Here is a 23,803-nt window from a genome sequence, read left to right as displayed (position 1 = left end):
GCTAGGAAAAATTCCTAATTAAAGGTCTTTAATTATCGAATTTGTGGGGAGGTTAACAGTTATGCAAGTTCCTTCCTGACGAGAGAGCAACCAGTAACCGCCCAACGCCCTTACTCGCTCTTCGATACCGCGCAAACCAAAGCCACCGCCGGTTTGTTCAGGCATACCAATACCATCATCTTTAACTATCAGGGTCATCATTTGATTCTCCCCCGGTTGAAGCGATACCTGAATGGTTTTGGCCTGTGCATGTTTATTAATGTTATTCAACAGTTCCTGTACCAGACGATAGAAGGTAAACACGACTGTGTCACTGAGTTGCCGATCGTTTAACTGATAATTCAGTTCAAACTCAATACCGCGTTCGGCGAAGGAGAATTCCTGAGCCAAATGGGTCAACGCATCTTTCAATGACATCTCATCCAGTACAGGTGGTCGAAGCTGATGTAAGAGCTGTCGGGTCGCCTGATGAATACGTTGAGACAGATGAGTAATTTTTTGCACTGACTGCAGGGAAACTGGTGAATCCGTCGTTTTGTTGACGATAGCGGCCTGAATCTGAATCGCGGTAATGTTTTGCCCGATCTCATCATGAAGTTCCCGGGCGATGTCTTTACGTACTTGTTCTTCCGTATGCACCAGCCGTTCTGTCAGTTGCCGACGGGTATCCAACTCTCGTTCCAACTGATTACGATAACGTTCCAGGCGCTCTACCAATTGTTGCTGACGGCTGACGGCAATACCTAGTCCCAGACTCAGTAATGCCTGAATAGACAGAAACAGCTTTAGCTCCATGGGATTGTATTCAGAACCGCTGGCATGGCGAGTGGCAATTAACAATACACTACCTAACAGAGTAGCCAGAACCCCACCCTGCCAGCCAAAGCGATAGGCCATAAATACGTTAGGCAAAAAGATAAAGATCAGCAGTAATCGTTCAATTTCTGGCGTTAACATCAGTTGAATGCTGATACCAATGGCAAAAAACAGCGAACACCAAATCAGTAAGGAAGTACGCAATGGTGGCGTAATATGTTCTGTGGGTAGCAAGGTTTGTAAATTCTGTTGTTTCAGATATTCATACAGCAAATAGATAAACGGCGTCAGCAATACACCACCGGTAAAAGTAGTCAGTAGCATTTCAGACAATGAAACATCCAGCCAGTGAACCAGGCACACCGCATGCAAAATAGTGCTACCCATGACTGCCGCCAGCAGCATAAGTAGTTTTTGCCAGTAAAGGGTAAAATAGTGCCAGAAACGACGGGCAATCAGCGCAACAATCAGAGACAAACAGGGGGAAGCCAGTAATACATTGGTACCCAGCAATTTTTCGTACTGCAACCAGCCGATAATCAGACAGGCTGACAACATCACCACTGGACAATATCGTCTGGAGATCAAAATCAGCAGCGTCAATGTCCATGCCTGAGGGAACATCAATACCGCCAGTTGAGCATCCGCATTCAGATAAAAACTTATCCCCCACAGAGCAACCCAACCCAGCGTGAAACTAAGCATCACGAACAGGTTTAACCCGGTAGAGTGAAGCGCTTCCAGCCGCGATACCATCTACTTTTCTGCCAATAACTGATGTTCAAGGGCGAAATGAACCAGCTCAATGATACTGTCGCACTCCAGCTTTGCCAGCACGTTAGCCCGATGCACGTGGACCGTTTTATGGCTCAGCGATAATTTCTCCCCGATATCTTTCGCACTTAAGCCAACAATCAGCAGATCAAAAATTTCTTTTTCCCGTGGCGTTAACATTTGCAGCTCTTTGGGAATGGTAGCCGTCTGGCGTAATGCCTGTAGTGCGTCAGCACAAAGATAAAAGCCTCCACCATGCACAGCACGTATAGCTCTCACCAGCTCTTCAGGCCCACAGCGTTTAGTCAGATAGCCGGATGCCCCGGCATCTACCGCATTTTTCACGAAAGCGTTGGTATCATAAATACTGAGAAAAATCGCGCGAAAACCGGGACGAGCCTGGCGAATACGCCGTAATAAACTCAAACCACTTTCATCCGGCATTGAGATATCCAGAATGGCAATATCACACCCATCTTTCAACAAATGAGGCCATGCCTGTGCGGCGGAATTGTATTCACCGACGATGCGAATGTCCTCTTCCAGTGAGAGCAGTTGTGCAAATCCGGAACGCACCACAATATGGTCATCAATCAGAGCAATATTAATCATATCTGCATGGTCTGTGTGAAATAGGGAGATAATGTTCATTATTCTCCACGATAGCAAACCCTGAAAATCAAAACTGTTAAGATGGTGAATAATTTTATTGTTGTCACCGCACTTTATCCAATGGTGAAACGAGTCACCCGATTTGAATGCGTTTTATTTAGGCTTTTATCTCCACCGGCCACCTGAAAATTTTGTTTTCTCAGCCTCAATGAATGTATGTTTTACCCGGAAAATACCGGATTAGTAACAACACGAAATAGTTAAACGACAGATACAAAAATGCCCTGATAAAATATCAGGGCATTTTGTCATTATGAGGAAATCACGACATCTAGTTAATAAAAATCTTTAGGTGCCTTTTCAGCCAGGGACAACCAAACAGGTTTGGTGCTGGTTTTACTCCACACTCGATGCAAATAGCTATAATAACGACTCTTATCACGACTAAATGTCATAAATGGCAGTGTGATAATGGTTAGCAACACGACACCAGTGCGACGTAATAAAATACGGTAGAGTGGATACCTCTGATACATCATTACTTGCCCCTCCCCTTATTTAGTAACAGCAATTGACCCGTGGTGAAAAATCACCGATTAACTGTGATTTATATTACGTCATAATAACTACACTTTCAACTGGTCCGATCAGTTAAATGAAATATTAATTAGCTATCTGCCAGATCTCTTCCATCTTATTACTCCCCGTTGCTGATAACGAAATTAATGCCAAAAAATAAACCTGTGGTAATTTATTCAGATAGATAATCAACCAGCCGTTTTCACTCCATTCTCTCAACTCATTGCAATTAAAACGCCTTGCCAGCTGCCATCTCAGCCGCTGATTATCGCTGTTGGTTGCCACACGATTAAGAAACAGACGCCCCTGACATGGATATCGTGCAATATCAGGTAATACAGACTTCTGTATCCAGTGAACGCTAATAGTGGATTGATTGACGGCCTCGGTCAGCATATCAATAAATTGATGGGTGAAATGTAATTGGTATCCTTGAGACATGGCGGTGCTCCTGTTATCGCTTACTAATCCGCCCTCTCAATTTTTTCTGTAATACGACTCTGGAAGAACTAATGTCATCCATCCCTTTCAGGGCAGCCTGTAGCGCTGAATGGTGTAAGTTCTGATAAAAATGATGTTGAATAAACCGCTCTTGCTGATCTATTTCCTGCCGCTTTTCCATAACGATCTCCTGATATAAATTACTTGTACGAGTAACATAATCAGCTAATTTCAGCTTCACCAGCGACAGCTAACAAAATTGCGTAATGCATTCAGATAATGCTAATCAACCTTGGTTTTATTATTCAGAAACTTGTGTGTTATTGAGAATTAGTCGTAATATCACTTAACTATCTGCGCATGTTCCATATGATATTGAAGGATTAATAATGAGTACCTGGCTAATCTACGCACTGCTCTCGGCCATCACCGCTGCACTGGTAGCGATTTTTGGCAAAATCGGTTTACAACATCTGGATGCCAATACGGCAACCGCCATTCGCTCCATCGTTATGGCGCTATTTCTGGTTGGTGTCGTGGTAGTTCAGGGAAAACTGGAGATGATTGGCGAAATTATGGCCGATCGCAAAGCACTATTCTTTATTGTTCTTAGTGGCGTAGCGGGGGCTCTGTCATGGCTGTTCTATTTTATGGCCATTAAGAATGGTACTGTTTCTCAGGTTGCTCCTATAGATAAACTCAGTGTGGTATTTGCCGTTATTCTGGCGGTGATCCTGTTTGGTGAAAAAGTCACATTATTTACCGGTATCGGTATTGGGCTGATATCTGTGGGTGCCCTGCTGGTTGCTTTAGGGTAGGCATTTCAATATTAATCCCTTTCGTATTATCTGGTTGTCAGGCAAATAAAAAGCGTGGTAATTACTTACCACGCCCTTTCTCAATCAGCCTGTCAGGCTAAATCATTATTATTCGGCTTTCGCCAAAACTGCACTGACAATGTCTACTGCTTCACGCTCAATCTTCTCGCGATGCTCTTTGCCGAGGAAGCTTTCACAATAAATTTTGTAGGCTTCTTCAGTTCCTGAAGGGCGAGCAGCAAACCAGCCATTATCGGTCATGATTTTCAGTCCGCCAATTGAAGCGCCATTGCCCGGTGCTTTTGTCAGACGAGCTGTAATCTTGTCACCCGCCAGAGTATCAGCAGTAACCATTTCCGGAGACAAACGGGAAAGAATAGCTTTCTGAGCATGAGTTGCCGGAGCCTGAATGCGGTTATAGCTTGGTGCACCAAAACGCTGAGCCAATTGCTCGTAATGGTCCTGTGGATTCTTACCGGTTACTGCGGTGATTTCAGCCGCTAACAGGCACATAATGATGCCATCTTTGTCCGTGGACCATGGCTTACCGTCAAAACGCAGGAAAGAAGCACCAGCACTCTCTTCACCGCCAAAGCCCAAGGTACCGTCGAATAATCCATCAACAAACCACTTGAAACCAACAGGCACTTCAACCAACTTACGATCGATACTGGCAACAACCCGGTCGATCATCGCACTGGAAACCAGTGTTTTACCAACACCCATATCTTTGCTCCATTGCGGACGGTGCTGATACAGATAATTTATAGCGACTGCCAGATAATGGTTAGGATTCATTAATCCTTTAGGGGTCACAATACCGTGGCGGTCGTAGTCAGGGTCGTTAGCAAAAGCTAAATCAAACTTATCCCGCAATGCCAGCAGCCCTGCCATTGCATACTCTGATGAGCAATCCATTCTAATCACACCATCGTGATCAAGATGCATAAAACGGAAAGAAGGATCTACCGCGTCATTAACCAGCTTCAGATTCAGTTTGTACACATCAGCAATACGCTGCCAATATTCAATGCCAGCGCCACCCAGAGGGTCAACACCAATGGCCAGTCCGGCATTCTGAATGGCTGGCATATCGACAACATGTACTAATTGTTCAACATAAGGTTGAATCAAATCCTGAGCATGAATATGACCGCTTTTATTCGCAGCAACCAGGGTTTGACGCTTAATACCCTGCAAACCATTTTTCAACAAATCGTTAGCCCGGTTTTCAATCCATTGGGTAAGATTTGTATCTGCCGGGCCACCATTCGGTGGGTTATATTTGATGCCACCATCTTCAGGAGGGTTATGTGATGGCGTAATAACAATACCGTCAGCCTGTGCTTTTCCTGTGCGGTTATAACAAAGAATGGCATGAGAAATAGCTGGAGTTGGCGTAAAACCATTATTTTCTTGTACGATCACATCAATACCGTTGGCAGTTAATACCTCCAGTACTGAAACAAAAGCGGGTTCAGATAAACCGTGGGTATCTTTACCAACATAGCACGGTCCGGTAATACCATTAGCTGCACGATTCTCCGCGATTGCCTGAGCAATGGCTAAAATATGCGCTTCATTAAAGCTCTGACGGCAAGCGCTACCACGATGTCCGGAAGTACCAAACTTTACCGAGTGTGCAGGATTATCACTGTCAGGCTGTAAAACATAATATTCAGAAACCAGCTGCGGAACATTAATCAGATCGCTTTGACGGGCTAATTGCCCGGCTCTTGAATGGTTACCCATCACACTCTCCCTGAAGTTCAGTAGAAATTAAATAGTTAGGCAGATAGCGGCTGTCAACTCAGCCGAAAACTGCATTGATAACATAATCTGTTCAACCATACTGCGCTTACGTTCAGTATTGGTGTTAGTAATCACCCAATATGGCGTATCCGGTATACTTTTTGGCTTAGTATGCTTGCCGTTTTTTAACAGTGTTTGCTGCGAATGAGAGAAATAGACCCGGGTGCGGCCATGCAATAACTCTGTCGCGTCAGCAAAACTGGCTCGATCAACACGGTATAGCGTAGACAATATCAGTAAAAAACGATCCACGGCTTTTTTCTGAGAAATCAATTCTCCGGAATCAAGTAATGCTTGAACATCGTGAATACGATCGGCCTGTGTAGTTACCGCTACCGGGATGACTACTTCTGCTTCCTGTTTCGAAGCGGCCACTGTCGGAGATAAATTAAGCATCCGACGTAAAATTTCAGAAGCGCTTTCGCCAATATGCAACGTGTGGCTGGCAATATAACGATAAAGCTCTTCATCAACTTCGATAGTTTTCATCTTTGTCCTATAATTCTTTGCTAGTTATTCATGGGGAATTATACAAGTTCATCTCGTGATACTCTAACGCAAAGCAACCCAATATGTGACATTGTTATGAAATTAAACTATCGCCTTCAGGGAAATGGTCAAACTATTGTGCTGATTCACGGCCTGTTTGGCAGTCTGGATAATCTTGGTGTGTTGGCGCGCGATCTTCAGCAAGATTACCAAACCCTACAAATTGATCTGCGTAATCATGGCCTATCGCCCCGTAGCGATGAAATGAATTATCGGGCAATGGCTGAAGATGTGCTGGCTTTACTCAATGAACTCAATCTGCAACAAGTTATTCTGATCGGTCACTCCATGGGGGGAAAAGTCGCAATGAAGCTAACTGAAATCGCGCCAGAACGTATTTCTCAGTTAGTTGTTATTGATATCGCCCCTGTCGCCTATCAGGAAAATCACCATGATGATGTTTTTGCTGCATTGAATGCCGTCACACAATCAGGCGTTAAGCAGCGAACAGAAGCGGCAGAAATTATGCGGGGTCAGGGCCTGCACGAAGGAGTGATTCAGTTTTTACTTAAATCGTTTCATCAGGGTGAATGGCGATTTAATGTTCCCGTATTACAGCAACGTTATGCTGAAATTATTGGCTGGCATGAGGTTCCTGCCTGGGAACATCCAATGATTTTTATCCGGGGAGAGCTTTCTCCTTATATTCAGGACAGCTATCGTCAGGCGATTGCACGTCAGTTTCCTTCTGCCCGCGCCTATGTTGTAGCAGGGAGCAGTCACTGGGTTCATGCAGAAAAGCCACAACACGTTATCCGAATTGTGCGTAAATTTTTGCAGGTGTGATGATACCCGATGATTAGAAAGTTAATTATTTGCTGAATTAGCAAGCTTAACCATTGGCTGACCGATTTTACTGCGTTATCATCCGCGGCTACGTGACATTGCAGGATGTGAGTTTTGCTGTAACAACCGCTGTCACCTAAACTGAATGATTAAACTTATTTTTATCTGGTTTCGTATTCTGATTTTATGGCAAAAGAACAATTAGATCGTACCACGCTGGATCTTTTCGCTGATGAACGCCGTCCGGGTCGTCCTAAAACCAGCATGTTATCCCGCGATCAACAATTGCGCATCAACAAACGCAATCAGCTACGACGTGACAGGGTTCGTGGGTTGAAGCGCGTGGAATTGAAATTGTCGCAGGATGCGGTGGATGTTCTGGATCAGCTCGCTGACCGTCAGGGAATCAATCGCAGTGAATTAATAGAAATCCTGTTATTAAATGAGAATAAAAAGCAGCGTACCAGACCGTCATAAAATCAGTGTTCTACTGTCAGGCCCTTGTGCCATGCAGCACAGATTAACGATGCCAACCAGCATCAACAATGGTATATTATTGAATACGACGTATTAATATTTATTAAAGGTGTAACTCGTTATGGCAACCGTAGGTATTTTCTTTGGTAGCGACACTGGCAATACTGAAAACATTGCCAAAATGATTCAAAAGCAGCTTGGTAAAGAAGTTGCAGAAATTCACGACATTGCGAAAAGCAGTAAAGAAGATATTGAGCGTTTTGATACGCTGCTGCTGGGAATTCCAACCTGGTATTATGGCGAAGCCCAGTGTGACTGGGATGACTTCTTCCCTACTCTGGAAGAGATCGATTTCGAAGGTAAACTTGTCGCTATTTTCGGCTGTGGCGATCAGGAAGACTATGCAGAGTATTTCTGTGATGCAATGGGTACCGTTCGCGATATTATTGAACCTCATGGCGCAACCATTGTTGGTAACTGGCCAACTGCAGGTTATCATTTTGAAGCCTCTAAAGGCTTAGCGGATGATAAACATTTTATTGGGTTAGCTATCGATGAAGATCGCCAGCCAGAGTTAACCGCTGAGCGTGTTTCTGCCTGGGTTAAACAAATCTCTGCTGAAATGAATCTCGCTTAATTCTATATCCCACCAAATTTGTATTACTTAATAAAATAAGTAATACACAATACTAAATAATCAAATACATAATAACCACCAGAACTGTACTGGTGGTTATTATGTCCCGCCATACTTTTAACTCCCTAATAATCTAATAAAATTGTCCCCATAAAATTAATGTGGATATAAATCACATATTAAAATAAAAATTTCATCAACCTGTGATCGAGTGCAAAGTCAATTTGTTAAACTCATTGGAAAAATTCACAAACTCATTACTATAATTAGGCTAGTTGTCATCAGATACAAAAAAATATTTTATGACACAGATATTACACACCATTACATACATCTAACTTATTAATAAAATTAGAAATAGCTCATACGGCAAATACTGAATATAACTAATTAACGTTATATACGACGCATAACCATAATAAATAGAGGGGATAAACTGATACGACATATTATTTAAAATAGAGCCCTGCATTGTCTAATCGCAATGCCCATATCGACTTTATTGATTCATCATATAAATGTCTGTTTTAGGGTGCCCGATAATAATTCCCTATTTAATAATTTATCTTCTAATAAATGAGGAGGAACGCTTATGCGCAGCATGGCGTCCTATATTATATGGTTCGCTGTCGCTATTCTTGGCGCCTGTGGGCTCGCTATCATTGCTTTAAACAATGGTGAAAAAGTTAATGCGCTTTGGATCGTTGTCGTTGCCGTATCGGTATATTTGATTGCCTATCGTTATTACAGCAAGTTTATAGCAAATAAAGTTCTTCAGCTTGATTCAACCCGAATGACGCCAGCCTATCGTCATAATGATGGTCTGGATTATGTTCCTACTAACAAATATGTGCTTTATGGTCACCACTTCGCTGCTATCGCTGGTGCAGGTCCCTTAGTTGGCCCGGTACTGGCTGCACAAATGGGTTACCTGCCGGGTATGATCTGGATTCTGGCGGGGGTGGTTCTCGCCGGTGCCGTTCAGGACTTTATGGTTCTGTTTGTTTCTACTCGCCGTGATGGCCGCTCTTTAGGCGATCTGGTGAAAGGTGAGTTAGGTACTGTACCGGGTATTATTGCCCTGTTTGGTGCCTTTATGATTATGATCATCATCCTGGCGGTGTTGGCATTAATCGTAGTTAAAGCACTGATTAACAGCCCATGGGGTGCCTTCACGGTTGGCGTAACCATTCCTATTGCGCTGTTTATGGGAGTTTATACTCGCTATATCCGTCCGGGAAAAATCGGTGAAATCTCAGTTATTGGTTTCATTTTACTGATGCTGGCGATTATCTATGGCGGAGAAGTGGCTAAGAGTGAAACTCTGGCACCTATCTTCACTCTGGATGGTGTACAACTTACCTGGGCTCTGATCATTTATGGCGGTATCGCCTCTGTTCTTCCGGTATGGTTATTGCTGGCTCCACGTGACTACCTGTCGACCTTCCTGAAAATTGGTACCATTGTTGGTCTGGCTATCGGTATTGTCATCATAGCCCCTAGCCTGGAAATGCCAGCAACTACTCAGTTTATTGATGGTACTGGTCCGGTTTGGGCTGGCGATCTGTTCCCGTTCCTGTTTATTACCATTGCCTGTGGTGCGATTTCTGGTTTCCACGCGCTGATCTCTTCCGGTACTACGCCTAAGATGCTGGAGAATGAAACCCACGCTCGCTTTATCGGTTACGGCGGCATGTTAATGGAATCATTCGTTGCCATCATGGCATTAATCGCTGCATCGGTTATCGACCCGGGCGTGTACTTCGCGATGAACAGCCCTCTGGCTATTCTTGGGCCAACTGTTGAATCAGCAGCCAGTGTTGTCAGCTCATGGGGCTTTACCGTAACACCGGAAGTTCTGGTTCAATACGCAAAAGACGTTGGTGAAACCACTATCGTATCGCGTGCAGGTGGTGCCCCTACTCTGGCGGTAGGTATGGCACACATTCTGAGTCAGTTGACTGGCCCAACCATGATGGCTTTCTGGTATCACTTTGCCATCCTGTTTGAAGCACTGTTCATTCTGACTGCGGTTGACGCCGGTACCCGTGCTGGTCGTTTTATGCTGCAAGACTTAATGGGCACTTTTGTTCCATCCATGAAGCGTACCGACTCTTTTGTTGCCAACATCACAGCAACGGGCTTATGTGTGGCTGCATGGGGTTACTTCCTGTACCAAGGCGTGGTTGACCCATTGGGTGGTATCAATACCCTATGGCCTCTGTTTGGTATTGCTAACCAAATGCTGGCAGCCATTGCACTTACCCTGTGTGCGGTTGTGCTGTTCAAAATGAAGCGCGAAAGATACGCCTGGGTTGCTGTTGTACCAACCATCTTCCTGCTGGTTTGTACTCTGACTGCCGGCTGGCAAAAAGTGTTTGATGATAACCCACGCGTTGGCTTCCTGGCTCTGGCTAAGAAGTACCAAGCCTCACTGGATCAGGGACAGATTTTGGCTCCGGCTAAGTCTCTGGATCAAATGAGCGCACTGATATTTAACAACCAGCTGGACGCAGGTCTGACTATACTGTTTATGTTAGTCATGATCAGTGTGGTGGTGTTTGGTTTACGTACTGCGTTTAAAGCACGTTCTAATCCGGCACCAACAGCGAACGAGGTTCCTTATGAGCCTATGCCTGCATCGGCAACGGTTAAGTAATCCTGTTGTTAGATAGACATTAATAGTAAAAAGATGGCAGTATCGGGTTATTGAATCGCTTGTTACTGCCATCCTGATTAAGGGAAGTCACTTATGTTTGAAGATTTAGCAAAAGTCGGTCGCTATCTTGGTCAGGCGGCTCGTTTGATGGTTGGCGTCCCTGACTATGATAACTATGTTCAGCATATGCGCATCACTCATCCGGATCAGGAAGCGATGACTTATGAAGAATTCTTTCGTGAGCGTCAGCAGGCTCGCTACGGCAGCGGTAATGGCTCTTGCTGCTAGGCATTAATTTTTTTGTGACACACCAGATATTTTACCAACGCAATAATGCGTATGGTTAAAGTAAAAAAGGCAACATGTTATGACCACCCCACTTCAGTTACCGGTGACAGTATTAACCGGCTTTCTCGGCTCAGGCAAAACTACTCTGATTAACCATTTGTTAGAAAACTATCCCGGTGAACGGATCGCTATCATTGAAAATGAATTTGGCGCTGTTGGCGTAGATGGTGGACTATTGGGACAGCACAGCGGTATTGAGGTTATTGAATTAACCAATGGCTGCGTGTGTTGTAGCGTTCGCGGAGAACTGACTGAAGCCTTAAAGAACCTTTTGGAGCAGCGGGATGCGGGTCAGCTTAATTTTGATCGGTTGCTGCTAGAAACCACTGGATTAGCCGACCCGGCTCCAGTGATACAAACTTTCTTTGTTGATGATATTTTACGTGAGCGTTTGCAGTTAGACGCCATTATTACTTTAGTCGACAGTGAACATGCTCAGAAACAGCTCACTGAACATCGGGTTGCGGTTTCTCAAGTTGGTTTTGCTGACAGACTTATTTTAACCAAATTAGATCGCATCGATAGCGATGCAAAAACACTGTTGTTAGAGCGTTTACGTAACATTAACGCCAAGGCTCTGGTGTGTGAGGCCCGGCACGGCAAGCTGGAGAAAGCTGCATGGATTGGCATTCAGGCATTTAATATGGATGACTCTTTTGATCTTAATGGAACTTTTGTTGCTTCCACTGCACCTTCTCAGGCGCCAACAAACTTCCGCCCTTTAAATCAAACATCCAAACCCCTTGCCCGTTCATGGAATGATGATATTACTTCCCAAGTTTTTGAAACCGGAGAGGTTGATATCAAGCTGATTGGCGCATTTATGGAAACTGCCATCGAAAAATATGGCAATGACATGCTACGCTATAAAGGTATTCTGGCAATCGAGGGTGAACCTCGTCGCCTGATTGTACAAGGTGTTCATAAAGTTGTTGGTTTCGATTATGGAACCGAATGGACTGCGGAAGAATCCCGTAAGACGCTATTAGTTATTATTGGGCGTAATTTACCGGTTGAGACATTAAGAAATGAATTTTTAGCCACGGCTGTTTCAAATGCCGTTAACTAATAACATATCGGATAACGGTTGAATATCGCCAGAATTATGATTCTGCCTATCGATTCTATCGAATTTGAACTGACTCCCTAAGGTTTTCATTTCATATGTCTGGCTCTATAATGGTATATTATAATTATGTTAATCATTCGCTAGCGATTCATGGCGCCCCGAATTTAGGAACACATCTGCATGACTGATAATAATATCGCACTGAAGAAGGCTGGACTGAAAGTTACGCTCCCACGGCTTAAAATTCTGGAAATACTTCAGGAGCCTGATAACCATCACGTTAGCGCGGAAGATTTATATAAAAGACTGATTGATATGGGCGAAGAAATTGGACTGGCTACCGTATATCGCGTGCTAAACCAATTTGATGACGCAGGTATTGTAACCCGCCATAGTTTTGAAGGCGGTAAATCAGTATTTGAATTGACGCAAAAACATCATCACGACCACTTAATCTGTTTGGATTGTGGACGCGTAATTGAATTTAGCGATGAGTTTATTGAACAACGTCAGCGTGAAATTTCAGAAAGATACAATATTAAGTTAACCAACCATAGCTTGTACCTGTATGGAAAATGTAGCTCTGGCGATTGCCGTAAAGATGAAACGCTACACGACCCTAAATAAGCGACTATCATAGCTTAAGGTTTGAATATGCCAGCAACTAATCATTGCTGGCTTTATTTTTGGCTAAATGCCCCACAGTCATTACACTTTATTCCGTGTTGATACTTAAACAACGGAAATCCTAACAAAATAAATACCACAAATGCCGGCCTCTTACCTTTAGTAAAAGGAACTACATTATTGCTACCGCAATAAGCACAGCACCACTGTGAACGCTCTGCTTCATCTTCCCCGGCCTCTTCAATCACCGCCTGAGAAAAGTCCTGACCAAGTATCTTTTCAGCTTCCTGCACGTTATCTCTGTCAACCATCAGCCTCACGCCGCCTAAAGCATTAGAGTAAAGCCAGTTGGTATTGATGGTATGTACATCGGCTATATAAGCACTAATTCCCGCTGACTCCAGATTGCTTTTTGCTATTTGGGCTTCAAGGGGATAAGAGTAGCGAGCAACCACAACCAGTTGTCCCATAATATCTCCGTATAAAACATATCCATTTGGAGTTTAAAAAGCCTGTCAAATTTCTCTGACAGGCTTTTTGATATTAACCGTTTTTAATCAAGGCTAAAAATTAGCTTACCTGAGCAGCCCAGGTATCACGCAGACCGACGGTCCGGTTAAACACTAAATGCTCTGGTGATGAGTGGCGGCTGTCTGCACAAAAGTAGCCTTCACGCTCAAACTGATAAGCGAACTCAGGTTTAGCCTGCGCCAGACTTGGTTCGACAAAACCGTGCACTACTTTCAGTGATTCAGGATTAATGGTTGATAAGAAATCCTCAGCAGCTCCCGGGTTAGGCACGTTAAACAGGCATTCATATAACCGAAATTCTGCCGGTAATGCATGAGATGCAGATACCCAATGAATAACGCCTTTTACTTTGCGCCCGTCAGCCGGATCCTTACCCAGCGTTTCACTATCATACTGGCAATAAATAGTCGTGATATTGCCCTGGTCGTCTTTTTCTACCCGTTCAGCTTTAATAACATAAGCATTGCGCAGGCGAACTTCTTTACCTAACACCAGGCGCTTATACTGTTTGTTAGCTTCTTCACGGAAATCAGCACGGTCAATATAGATCTCGCTGCTAAATGGTACGGCACGGGTTCCCATTTCTGGTTTATTCGGGTGTGCGCCTACCGTCAGCATCTCTTCATGGCCTTGTGGAAGATTCTCAATCACCACTTTAACCGGATCGATAACCGCCATCGCTCTTGGGGCATTTTCGTTCAGATCTTCACGAATACAGGTTTCTAACGCTACCATTTCCACGTTATTGTCTTGCTTGGTCACACCGATACGGCGACAAAACTCACGAATAGAAGCGGCGCTATATCCACGGCGACGCAGACCAGAAATAGTCGGCATACGCGGGTCGTCCCAACCTTCCACAACTTTCTCTGTCACCAGTAAATTTAACTTACGCTTAGACATAATCGCGTACTCTAAATTCAGACGAGAGAACTCATACTGGCGTGGATGACATGGAATGGTGATATTATCTAAAACCCAGTCGTACAGACGGCGATTGTCCTGGAATTCCAGTGTACACAGAGAATGGGTTATCCCTTCCAGCGCATCGGAAATACAGTGGGTAAAGTCATACATCGGGTAGATGCACCACTTATCACCAGTCTGATGGTGATCGGCAAACTTAATACGGTATAACACCGGATCGCGCATTACGATAAATGAGGAAGCCATATTGATTTTGGCACGCAGACAAGCCTTACCTTCTGCAAACTCACTGTTTTTCATCTTTTCAAACAAAACCAGGTTTTCTTCAATGCTACGATCGCGATAAGGACTATTTTTTCCTGGCTGAGTGAGAGTACCGCGATATTCGCGCATCTCTTCAGGAGACAGCTCATCCACATAAGCCAGCCCCTTACTAATAAGTTCAACAGCGTATTGATGCAGTTGATCGAAGTAATCAGATGAGTAACGTACCGCGCCATCCCAGTGAAAACCTAACCACTCAACATCGTGCTTAATTGATTCTACATACTCGATGTCTTCTTTAACCGGGTTAGTATCATCAAAACGCAAGTTGCACAGACCCTTGTAGTCCTGTGCAATCCCGAAATTCAGGCAGATAGACTTCGCGTGACCGATATGCAGATATCCGTTTGGCTCAGGTGGAAAACGGGTCACTACGGTAGTGTGTTTACCTGATGCTAAATCTTCATCAATAATATGACGAATAAAGTTAGTCGGGCGAACTTCAGCCTCACTCATTTACTTTTTCCTCTATGCAAAAATGCAAAAGCGTTCACAACGTATAACCTGTTATCTTCTAACAACCGCACGCAGGACACAACTGTTAGTTGCATGAATCCGACGTCAGAACAGAGGGTGCTGAATTAAAGAGGTTATATGCCGCATTAATGCGGATTATTTTACATTAAAATCAATACAAATAAAAAACGGGAAGGTTATTCACCTTCCCGCTTAAGATTTAACTATCTACAGACAAGAATCTAATCTTATCCTTTGATATCAAACAGCTTAGTCTGTCCTGCAACCACAGTACCAGTCGCTACATCAGTGATACCAGAGAAGTCATCAATGTTGCTGACAACTACCGGGCTGATGATAGAAGCGGCATTAGCTGACAGATAATCCAGGTCTAACTCCAGTACCGGATCGCCCGCTTTCACCGTTGCACCTTCTTCGGCCAAACGCGTGAAGCCTTTGCCATCCAGTTTAACCGTATCGATACCGATATGAACCACTACTTCAGCACCGTTTTCAGTTTCCAGACAGAATGCATGGTTAGTACCAAAAATCTTAACCAGAGTACCATTTGCTGGTGCAACTACAGTTTTACCGGTTGGGCGAACCGCAATACCATCACCAACGGCTTTGCTGGCAAATGCTTCATCAGGTACTGCTTCCAGTGCCACGATCTCACCAGTGATTGGAGAAATCAGTGTGCTTACTGAGGCTTCTTTTTTCACTTCAGCGGGTTTGTTCGCTACTGCCTGAACAGGGGCTGCTGTTGCTGCTGTCTGAAACTTTGGCGCAACGCCTGAAGCAATCACTTTACGCATGCTGTCAGCAATAGATTCCGCTTTAGCACCAACGATAATTTGAATACTTTGTTTGTTTAACTTAACAACACCCGCTGCACCTAAACGCTTAGCGGCGGCACTATCAACAATACCAGAATCTTTTACCGTTAAACGTAAACGGGTAATACATGCATCGATACCGGTCAGGTTATCGCTACCACCGATAATACCGATATAGCTGCTGGCTAAAGCATCCAGACCATCGCTGGTATTGCTATTATCCGGCATTGCTTCTTCTTCAGTTTCATCTTCACGACCCGGCGTTTTCAGGTTGAATGCGCGGATAATGAAAGAGAACAGCAGGAAGTAGACAACAAATGCTACCACACCCATGACTAACAGCATCCAAACGTTGCTGCTGGCTGCAGGTAGTTTAAACATTAACGCATAGTCGATTGCGCCTGCTGAGAAGGTAAAGCCAGCGTGGATACCTAAAGCAGTAGCAACATACAGGCTGATACCAGTCAAAATGGCGTGTACTAAATACAGTAACGGAGCCAGGAACATGAACATAAATTCAAGTGGTTCAGTTACACCCGTCAGGAATGCGGTTAACGCAACTGACAGTAACAGACCACCTACCGCGGAACGACGCGCAGGTTTTGCAGCAAAATACATTGCCAATGCAGCACCCGGTAAACCAAACATCATGATTGGGAAGAAGCCTGACATGAACATCCCGGCAGTGCCATCACCATTATAGAAACGGTTGATATCGCCGTGGAATACTTGACCTGCTGCGTTAGTGAATTCACCAATCTGGAACCATGCAATGGTATTCAGAACCTGATGCAGACCTGTTGGGATCAACAGACGGTTAACAAAACCGAAGATACCAGAACCTAATGCGCCCTGTTCAACGATCCACTGACCACCACTATGGATTGCTGCCTGAATTGGAGGCCATACATAACCAAAGATAGCTGCCAGAATCAGACAGAAGAAACCTGTTGCGATAGGAACGAAACGCTTACCACCGAAGAATGACAGGAAGTCTGGTAATTTAATATCACACCAGCGGTTATAAACAGCACCACCAACCAGACCAGAAATAATACCGGCTAACACGCCCATATTAATGGTGGCTTCGATGGTGACCGTTGCTTTAGTTAAGATAAAGAAACCAACCGCACCCGCTAATGCAGCAGAACCCGCATTGTCTTTAGACCAGGTTGCTGCCACACCGATAGCAAAAATCAGCGCCAGGTTGTCAAAGATTGCCGCACCGGCCTGAGCCATAAACGCCAGGTTCAGTAAATCGGGTTGACCGAAGCGCAACATCAATGCCGCTACGGGTAATACGGCGATCGGTAGCTGTAGCGATCGCCCTAGTCGTTGAAAAAATCCAAGTATATTCACCTTGTTTCCCCCTGCATGTCCTTAAGAAAGGACTTATTTTTTATACTCAACAATAAGGCGCCTACCGTACAACTCTGCTACCGTCGATAGACAAGACACAACTCATGCACAATCTAATTCATAGTGTAAAAAATATATTTCGCATCGCAAATTAAAACCTCCAGATTTGTGATAATTATCACCAAAAAGATTAATATCGGGATGACAATACTAGCTATACACCGCAACTTATTTTATCATATAAAATATCAGCTTCACAGAGTATCAGAGGCGTGTTGCATTAACGTGCGTTATAGTTATAGTCATTAATTTCAATATGTCACGTTATCCTTCACGTATGAGTATAGCCAGTGTTATGTAACCAAGAGGTTTTGACATGAGACTTATTCCATTAGAAAGTGCAAAAGACGTTGGGTTATGGTCCGCCCGCCATATAGCAAACCGCATTAATGCGTTTAAACCCACCGCCGATCGCCCTTTTGTATTAGGTTTGCCAACAGGAAGCACGCCACTGAACACCTATGTTCGCCTGATTGAACTCTATAAGGCCGGGGAAGTTAGCTTCAAACAGGTCGTTACATTTAATATGGACGAGTATATTGGCTTAGAGAAACATCATCCACAAAGTTATTATTCATTTATGCATAATAACTTCTTTATCCATGTCGATATTCAACCTGAGAATATTAATTTATTGGATGGTAACGCCAGCGATGTTCAGGCTGAATGTAAGCGTTATGAAGATAAAATTAAGTCATACGGCCAGATAAACTTATTTATGGGCGGTGTGGGTAATGATGGTCACATTGCATTTAATGAACCTGCTTCTTCCCTGTCATCTCGTACCCGTATTAAAACATTGACGGAAGAGACCCGTATTGCTAACTCGCGTTTTTTTGAAAACGATATGAACAAAGTACCGAAATATGCCTTAACCATTGGTGTTGGTACCTTGATGGATGCAGCAGAAGTGATGATTCTGGTGACTGGTCTGAACAAAGCTCAGGCGTTGCAGGCCGCCGTTGAAGGTTATGTGAATCACTTATGGACTGTTTCTGCTCTGCAATTGCATCCAAAAGCCATTATGGTTTGTGATGAGCCTTCCACTATGGAACTAAAAATTAAAACTGTTAAATACTTCCGTGAATTAGAGGCGGAAAATATTAAAGCTCTTTAAGCCACTACTGCGAGGGTGTGTGATGTATGCTTTAACCCACTGCCGGATCTATACCGGCCACGATATCCTGGATAATCACGCGGTTATTATTGCCAATGGATTGATCCAGCGTGTATGCCCGCAAAGTGAGTTGCCATCAGATATCGAAGTTCAGGATCTACAAGGTGCCATTCTGGCACCGGGTTTCATTGATGTTCAACTTAATGGTTGTGGAGGCGTTCAGTTTAACGACTCTATGGAAGCCGTTTCTGTTGAAACTCTTGAAATCATGCAGCAGGCTAACGAAAGGTCAGGCTGTACCAGCTACCTGCCGACACTTATCACCTCCAGTGATGAGATGATGAAGCATGCTATTGAAGTAATGCGTAGTTATCTTGGTAAATATGATCATCAGGCTTTGGGTCTCCATCTGGAAGGTCCTTATATCAACGTAGCGAAGAAAGGGACACATAACCCTGACTTCATCCGTAAACCTGATGCAGCAATGATTGATTATCTGTGTGCAAATGCAGATGTCATTACTAAGGTTACTCTGGCACCAGAGCAGGTTGACAGTCAGGTTATTCGCCAGCTTACTGAAGCAGGAATTGTTGTTTCTGCTGGCCATTCAAATGCCAATTACGAGCAGGCTCGCAGCGGATTTGCTGCCGGCATCAGCTTTGCGACACATTTATATAATGCCATGCCTTATATAACCGGTCGTGAACCTGGTTTGATGGGAGCTATCTTCGATACGCCTGAAATCTATACTGGTGTTATTGCTGATGGTCACCACGTTGCCTGGGCGAGTATTCGTAATGCTAAGCGTCTGAAAGGTGACAAACTGGTACTGGTGACTGATGCTACTGCACCAGCCGGTGCCAATATTGATCATTTTATTTTCGCAGGTAAACCAGTATATTACCGCAACGGAATGTGCGTAGATGAAAATGGAACCCTAAGCGGCTCCGCTTTAACCATGATTGAAGCCGTAGCCAACAGCGTTCAATTTATTGGTATACCTCTTGATGAAGCGCTTCGTATGGCATCACTCTACCCTGCTCGGGCAATGGGTGTCTCTAACGCTTTAGGCAGCATTGAAACCGGTAAGGTTGCCAATCTCACCGCGTTTACTCATGATTTTAAAATCACACATACATGGGTCAATGGATTATTGAAAAAGCAATAACCATGATTCAACAATAGTAACAGAGGTAACGATGACGACAGGCGGTCAAATTGGTAACATCGATCTGGTAAAGCAGTTAAATGGGGCGGTAGTTTATCGCTTAATCGATCAGCAAGGTCCCATATCGCGTATTCAGATTGCTGAACTTAGCCAACTGGCCCCAGCCAGCATCACCAAAATCACCCGACAACTTCTGGATCGAGGTCTGATTAAAGAAGTTGAGCAGCAGGCTTCAACCGGAGGACGTCGGGCGGTCTCTATTGTTACTGAAAACAAAAACTTTCATACTGTTGCTGTGCGTTTAGGGCGTAATAACGCCACTATCACTTTGTATAACCTCAGCGGTAAAGCACTGATAGAAGAGCCCTACTCTTTACCTGAACGTACTCAGGAAGCACTGGAAAAGGGTCTCCTTCAGGCTATTGCCCATTTTATTGACACCTTCAGCAGTAAAATCCGTGAATTAATTGCAATTGCTATCTCCCTTCCTGGTCTGGTAGACCCTGAAGATGGCGTGGTGAAATACATGCCGCACATTTCAGTATCGGATTGGCAACTGGGTAAAGTGGTTCACGAACGGTTTAATATCAGCTGTTTTATTGGCCATGATATTCGCAGCCTGGCACTGGCAGAACACTATTTTGGTGCCACTCAGGATTGTGAAGACTCAATGCTTATCCGCGTCCACCGTGGTGCTGGCGCCGGTTTTATTATCAACGGTCAAATCTTTCTGGGAAAAAATCGTAACGTTGGTGAAATCGGTCATATCCAGATCGATCCATTGGGTGAGCGCTGTTATTGCGGTAATTTCGGTTGCCTGGAAACCGTAGCCTCGAACTTTGCCATTGAACAGCGGGTACGTAATCTTCTCAGTCAGGGTTATAACAGTAAGTTAACGCTGGATGACTGTAGCATTTCTGCTATTTGCAAAGCTGCCAATAAAGGCGATGATTTAGCCGTTAATGTGATTGATTATGTGGGTCATCAATTGGGTAAAGCGATCTCTATTGCCGTTAACCTGTTTAATCCACAGAAAGTCGTTATTTCCGGCGATATCACAGAAGCACAAAAAGTTTTGTTATCCTCAATTCAGCGCTGTATTGATAATCAGGTTCTGATTAACTTCCGACAAAACTTACCTCTGGTGACAACTCAATTGGACCATCGGTCTGCCATTGGCTCTTTTGCGTTGGTAAAACGCTCAATGCTTAATGGTGTCCTGTTACAGCATTTGCTGGGTGACAGTAACGACTAATATTGATTACGGTTCTAAAAGTTTTTTTGCTTAACGTCTGTCACATCATCTTGAAATCAGTGTAATGTTTTATTCAAAAGCATTGCACTGAAATAAACCTGTCTTCGCACTAACCTGGTGCAAAACTGCTGCTATGCTAAAAAGTATCGCCCTGAATTAAGGCGGTATTTGCTCTGCCACCTGACCAAAAATCTGGCTTAATTCTTGCTTAAGTAAATATGATCGAATTTAAGTAACTTCAATGACAACGGAATAAGAGAGATAACAATGTGTTCAATATTTGGTGTACTCGATATTAAGTCCGATCCAATTGAGCTGCGTAAAAAAGCATTAGAGATGTCTCGCCTGATGCGGCATCGTGGCCCTGACTGGTCTGGCGTTTACGCATCTGACACGGCAATACTCGCTCACGAACGTTTATCCATTGTCGACGTCAATAATGGCGCACAGCCTCTGTATAACGCAGCACATACCCATGTACTGGCAGTTAACGGTGAAATTTATAATCATCAGGAACTGCGTCGTCAGCTAAAAGATAAATATGAATTCCAGACCGAGTCAGACTGTGAAGTTATTCTGGCTTTGTATCAGGAAAAAGGTATCGATTTCCTCGACGACCTTCAGGGAATGTTTGCCTTTATTCTGTATGACAGCACCAATAACAGTTATCTGCTAGGTCGTGACCATATTGGTATTATCCCGATGTATACCGGTCATGATGAGCATGGAAACTTCTATGTCGCATCAGAAATGAAAGCTCTGGTGCCCGTTTGTAAGACGATTAAAGAATTTCCTGCCGGTAGCTATCTGTCCAGTAGCGACCATAAAATCCACCGCTATTATCAGCGTGACTGGATGGAATTTGATAACGTCAAAGATAATGCCACCGATGAATATGAACTGCGCAATGCGCTGGAAGAGTCAGTAAAAAGCCATCTGATGTCCGACGTACCTTATGGTGTGTTGCTGTCCGGTGGTTTAGACTCTTCAGTTATTTCTGCAATTACCAAAAAATATGCCGCTCGCCGTATCGAAGATGATGAGCGTAGCGAAGCCTGGTGGCCTCAGCTTCATTCTTTTGCCGTTGGTCTGGAAGGTTCTCCCGATCTGGCTGCTGCACAAGAGGTAGCGCGTCATTTGGGTACAGTTCACCATGAAATTCACTTCACCGTACAGGAAGGAATGAATGCCATTCGCGATGTGATTTATCACATCGAAACCTATGATGTGACCACTATTCGCGCATCAACTCCAATGTATTTGATGGCACGCAAAATTAAGGCGATGGGGATCAAAATGGTGCTATCCGGCGAAGGTGCTGATGAAGTATTTGGTGGATATCTCTATTTCCATAAAGCGCCAAATGAAAAAGAATTCCATGAAGAAACCGTGAGAAAACTTCTGGCTTTGCATATGTATGATTGCGCCCGCGCCAATAAAGCTATGGCGGCTTGGGGTGTAGAAGCTCGGGTACCTTTCCTGGATAAAAAGTTTCTCGATATTGCTATGCGTATTAATCCAAAAGATAAAATGTGCGGTAACAGCAAGATGGAAAAATACGTTATTCGTAAGAACTTTGAGTCTTATATTCCTGCCAGCGTGGCGTGGCGTCAGAAAGAACAGTTCTCTGACGGCGTTGGCTATAGCTGGATCGACAGCCTGAAGGCCACTGCTGCCGAACAAATCAGCGACCAGCAATTGCAGAATGCCAGCTTCCGCTTCCCGTATAATACGCCAACCTCTAAAGAGGCCTATTTGTACCGTGAAATCTTCGAAGAGCTATTTCCACTGCCTAGCGCTGCAGAATGCGTTCCAGGTGGCCCTTCAGTGGCTTGCTCTTCAGCTAAAGCCATTGAATGGGATGAATCCTTCAAAAAACTGGATGACCCATCTGGTCGTGCGGTAGGAGTTCACCAATCCGCGTATAAAAGCTAATTGGTTGTATAAAACTACTCGCTAATCTATGGTTAAAAAAACGGGCCACTTCGGTCCGTTTTGCTATGGAAATAAATAATATTTTTAACCCTGCCTGCTTACAAACCAGATAAATTAGCTTCAGTAAATATTCCGGTCGTAAAATCTAAAATACTTATATTGACGTTGTGCTCGACCGGACGACAATCTGTACTTGGCTTCAGTGCGTGTCGGGCCTGGTCTCCCTAGGGGCACTTCGTTGGCTCACGCCAAGTCGACCCCCACGGGAGCCCCTCCCGACAATGGACTATATTTAAACACGAAATTGAGCAAATGAGACCTCGTCAGCAGTCTCAAATAAAAAACATTTTTAACCGTTCTTTCATCAAACAGGTGCTTTTTTTGTCGCTTTTATCGACATATCGGTTATTAGCCAAACAATCAGACAAAACTGAGTGCGTTATGAGAAAAAACTAGTTGACGATCGTGGCTCAGATACGCATAATGCGCCCCGCAACGCCGTTGAAGGTTAAGCAAAAAGTATTTGGCTACGTAGCTCAGCTGGTTAGAGCACATCACTCATAATGATGGGGTCACAGGTTCAAATCCCGTCGTAGCCACCATTTTGCGGAAGTGGCGAAATTGGTAGGCGCACCAGATTTAGGTTCTGGCGCCGCAAGGTGTGCGAGTTCAAGTCTCGCCTTCCGCACCATTTTCCTTCAATGACAATGCTCGGGTGGGGTATCGCCAAGCGGTAAGGCAACGGGTTTTGATCCCGTCATCCCCAGGTTCGAATCCTGGTACCCCAGCCATTTTTCTGTTTATATTTGTAAGTTATTTTGGAAATTATCT

22 protein-coding genes and 3 tRNA genes are annotated in these 23,803 nt (G+C 44.2%); 15 read left to right on the top strand and 10 right to left on the bottom strand.

All coding sequences use genetic code 11. The features are described from left to right. Positions 1-18: 18 nt before the first annotated feature. From GOL65_RS18445 to GOL65_RS18425, 5 genes are all read right to left on the bottom strand, one after another. Positions 19-1,572 (bottom strand): MASE1 domain-containing sensor histidine kinase, encoded by a 1,554-nt coding sequence (locus GOL65_RS18445; RefSeq protein ID WP_456152044.1) that lies wholly within the window; start codon positions 1,570-1,572, stop codon positions 19-21. Then, positions 1,573-2,202 carry a response regulator transcription factor gene (locus GOL65_RS18440; RefSeq protein WP_140918415.1) on the bottom strand — a complete coding sequence of 210 codons (630 nt, stop codon included), beginning with the start codon at positions 2,200-2,202 and terminating at the stop codon, positions 1,573-1,575. It lies immediately after the preceding gene. A 335-nt stretch (positions 2,203-2,537) separates the two neighbouring features. Next, complete coding sequence (locus GOL65_RS18435) at positions 2,538-2,738, bottom strand: DUF2517 family protein (RefSeq protein ID WP_140918416.1); 201 nt, start codon at positions 2,736-2,738, stop codon at positions 2,538-2,540. Between the two features lie 127 nt (positions 2,739-2,865). Beyond that, entirely contained in the window at positions 2,866-3,222 is a 357-nt protein-coding gene (locus GOL65_RS18430) for a hypothetical protein (protein WP_140918046.1), read from the bottom strand. 13 nt (positions 3,223-3,235) lie between these two features. After that, complete coding sequence (locus tag GOL65_RS18425) at positions 3,236-3,403, bottom strand: hypothetical protein (protein WP_179038489.1); 168 nt, start codon at positions 3,401-3,403, stop codon at positions 3,236-3,238. A gap of 208 nt (positions 3,404-3,611) precedes the next feature. On the opposite strand from GOL65_RS18425, the gene GOL65_RS18420 reads away from it, so the two are divergent. Beyond that, entirely contained in the window at positions 3,612-4,040 is a 429-nt protein-coding gene (locus GOL65_RS18420; protein ID WP_140918047.1) for an EamA family transporter, read from the top strand. A gap of 108 nt (positions 4,041-4,148) precedes the next feature. On the opposite strand, the gene pgm is transcribed toward GOL65_RS18420, so the two are convergent. Next, entirely contained in the window at positions 4,149-5,792 is a 1,644-nt protein-coding gene (gene pgm, locus GOL65_RS18415; RefSeq protein ID WP_140918048.1) for a phosphoglucomutase (alpha-D-glucose-1,6-bisphosphate-dependent), read from the bottom strand. A gap of 27 nt (positions 5,793-5,819) precedes the next feature. Then, the gene (gene seqA / locus GOL65_RS18410; protein WP_140918049.1) at positions 5,820-6,341 is read right to left on the bottom strand and encodes a replication initiation negative regulator SeqA; all 522 of its coding nucleotides are present in this window, start codon (positions 6,339-6,341) and stop codon (positions 5,820-5,822) included. Between the two features lie 96 nt (positions 6,342-6,437). Here seqA and ybfF point away from each other — a divergent pair, with 96 nt between their 5' ends. The 7 genes from ybfF to fur all read left to right on the top strand — a co-directional run bounded on the left by ybfF (position 6,438) and on the right by fur (position 13,004). Then, positions 6,438-7,187: an esterase gene (gene ybfF, locus GOL65_RS18405; RefSeq protein ID WP_140918050.1), complete on the top strand. Its 750-nt coding sequence runs from the start codon at positions 6,438-6,440 to the stop codon at positions 7,185-7,187. A 186-nt stretch (positions 7,188-7,373) separates the two neighbouring features. After that, on the top strand, positions 7,374-7,664 hold the full coding sequence (gene ybfE, locus GOL65_RS18400) for a LexA regulated protein (protein WP_108899768.1): 291 nt from the start codon (positions 7,374-7,376) through the stop codon (positions 7,662-7,664). A 121-nt stretch (positions 7,665-7,785) separates the two neighbouring features. Next, entirely contained in the window at positions 7,786-8,301 is a 516-nt protein-coding gene (gene fldA / locus GOL65_RS18395; protein ID WP_140918051.1) for a flavodoxin FldA, read from the top strand. 592 nt (positions 8,302-8,893) lie between these two features. After that, positions 8,894-10,960 (top strand): carbon starvation CstA family protein, encoded by a 2,067-nt coding sequence (locus GOL65_RS18390; RefSeq protein WP_140918052.1) that lies wholly within the window; start codon positions 8,894-8,896, stop codon positions 10,958-10,960. A 93-nt stretch (positions 10,961-11,053) separates the two neighbouring features. Beyond that, on the top strand, positions 11,054-11,248 hold the full coding sequence (locus tag GOL65_RS18385; protein WP_130591790.1) for a YbdD/YjiX family protein: 195 nt from the start codon (positions 11,054-11,056) through the stop codon (positions 11,246-11,248). Between the two features lie 79 nt (positions 11,249-11,327). Continuing rightward, positions 11,328-12,377, top strand: coding sequence for a CobW family GTP-binding protein (locus GOL65_RS18380; RefSeq protein ID WP_140918053.1), 1,050 nt, complete (start codon positions 11,328-11,330; stop codon positions 12,375-12,377). A 180-nt stretch (positions 12,378-12,557) separates the two neighbouring features. Further along, positions 12,558-13,004, top strand: coding sequence for a ferric iron uptake transcriptional regulator (gene fur, locus GOL65_RS18375; RefSeq protein ID WP_140918054.1), 447 nt, complete (start codon positions 12,558-12,560; stop codon positions 13,002-13,004). Positions 13,005-13,057: 53 nt separating this feature from the next. On the opposite strand, the gene GOL65_RS18370 is transcribed toward fur, so the two are convergent. The 3 genes from GOL65_RS18370 to nagE form a co-directional block, all read right to left on the bottom strand. After that, positions 13,058-13,474: a putative signal transducing protein gene (locus GOL65_RS18370; RefSeq protein ID WP_218652056.1), complete on the bottom strand. Its 417-nt coding sequence runs from the start codon at positions 13,472-13,474 to the stop codon at positions 13,058-13,060. 100 nt (positions 13,475-13,574) lie between these two features. Continuing rightward, on the bottom strand, positions 13,575-15,242 hold the full coding sequence (glnS, locus tag GOL65_RS18365) for a glutamine--tRNA ligase (protein WP_140918055.1): 1,668 nt from the start codon (positions 15,240-15,242) through the stop codon (positions 13,575-13,577). A 248-nt stretch (positions 15,243-15,490) separates the two neighbouring features. Then, positions 15,491-17,437 carry a PTS N-acetyl glucosamine transporter subunit IIABC gene (gene nagE / locus GOL65_RS18360; RefSeq protein ID WP_140918056.1) on the bottom strand — a complete coding sequence of 649 codons (1,947 nt, stop codon included), beginning with the start codon at positions 17,435-17,437 and terminating at the stop codon, positions 15,491-15,493. A gap of 376 nt (positions 17,438-17,813) precedes the next feature. Here nagE and nagB point away from each other — a divergent pair, with 376 nt between their 5' ends. From nagB to GOL65_RS18325, 7 genes are all read left to right on the top strand, one after another. Next, positions 17,814-18,614 (top strand): glucosamine-6-phosphate deaminase, encoded by an 801-nt coding sequence (gene nagB, locus GOL65_RS18355; protein ID WP_179038488.1) that lies wholly within the window; start codon positions 17,814-17,816, stop codon positions 18,612-18,614. A gap of 22 nt (positions 18,615-18,636) precedes the next feature. Next, positions 18,637-19,782 (top strand): N-acetylglucosamine-6-phosphate deacetylase, encoded by a 1,146-nt coding sequence (gene nagA / locus GOL65_RS18350; protein WP_140918058.1) that lies wholly within the window; start codon positions 18,637-18,639, stop codon positions 19,780-19,782. Between the two features lie 31 nt (positions 19,783-19,813). Continuing rightward, complete coding sequence (gene nagC / locus GOL65_RS18345; RefSeq protein WP_140918059.1) at positions 19,814-21,037, top strand: DNA-binding transcriptional regulator NagC; 1,224 nt, start codon at positions 19,814-19,816, stop codon at positions 21,035-21,037. Between the two features lie 267 nt (positions 21,038-21,304). Continuing rightward, a complete protein-coding gene (gene asnB / locus GOL65_RS18340) occupies positions 21,305-22,972 on the top strand; it encodes an asparagine synthase B (RefSeq protein WP_179038487.1) in 1,668 nt (555 codons plus the stop codon). Positions 22,973-23,497: 525 nt separating this feature from the next. Further along, a tRNA-Met gene (locus GOL65_RS18335) sits at positions 23,498-23,574 on the top strand. Between the two features lie 4 nt (positions 23,575-23,578). Continuing rightward, positions 23,579-23,663, top strand: a tRNA-Leu gene (locus GOL65_RS18330). A 25-nt stretch (positions 23,664-23,688) separates the two neighbouring features. Next, positions 23,689-23,763, top strand: a tRNA-Gln gene (locus tag GOL65_RS18325). Positions 23,764-23,803: the final 40 nt, after the last annotated feature.

The sequence above is a fragment of the Limnobaculum xujianqingii genome (assembly GCF_013394855.1).
Classification (GTDB): domain Bacteria; phylum Pseudomonadota; class Gammaproteobacteria; order Enterobacterales; family Enterobacteriaceae; genus Limnobaculum; species Limnobaculum xujianqingii.
This window is presented reverse-complemented; position numbering and strand designations above follow the sequence as displayed.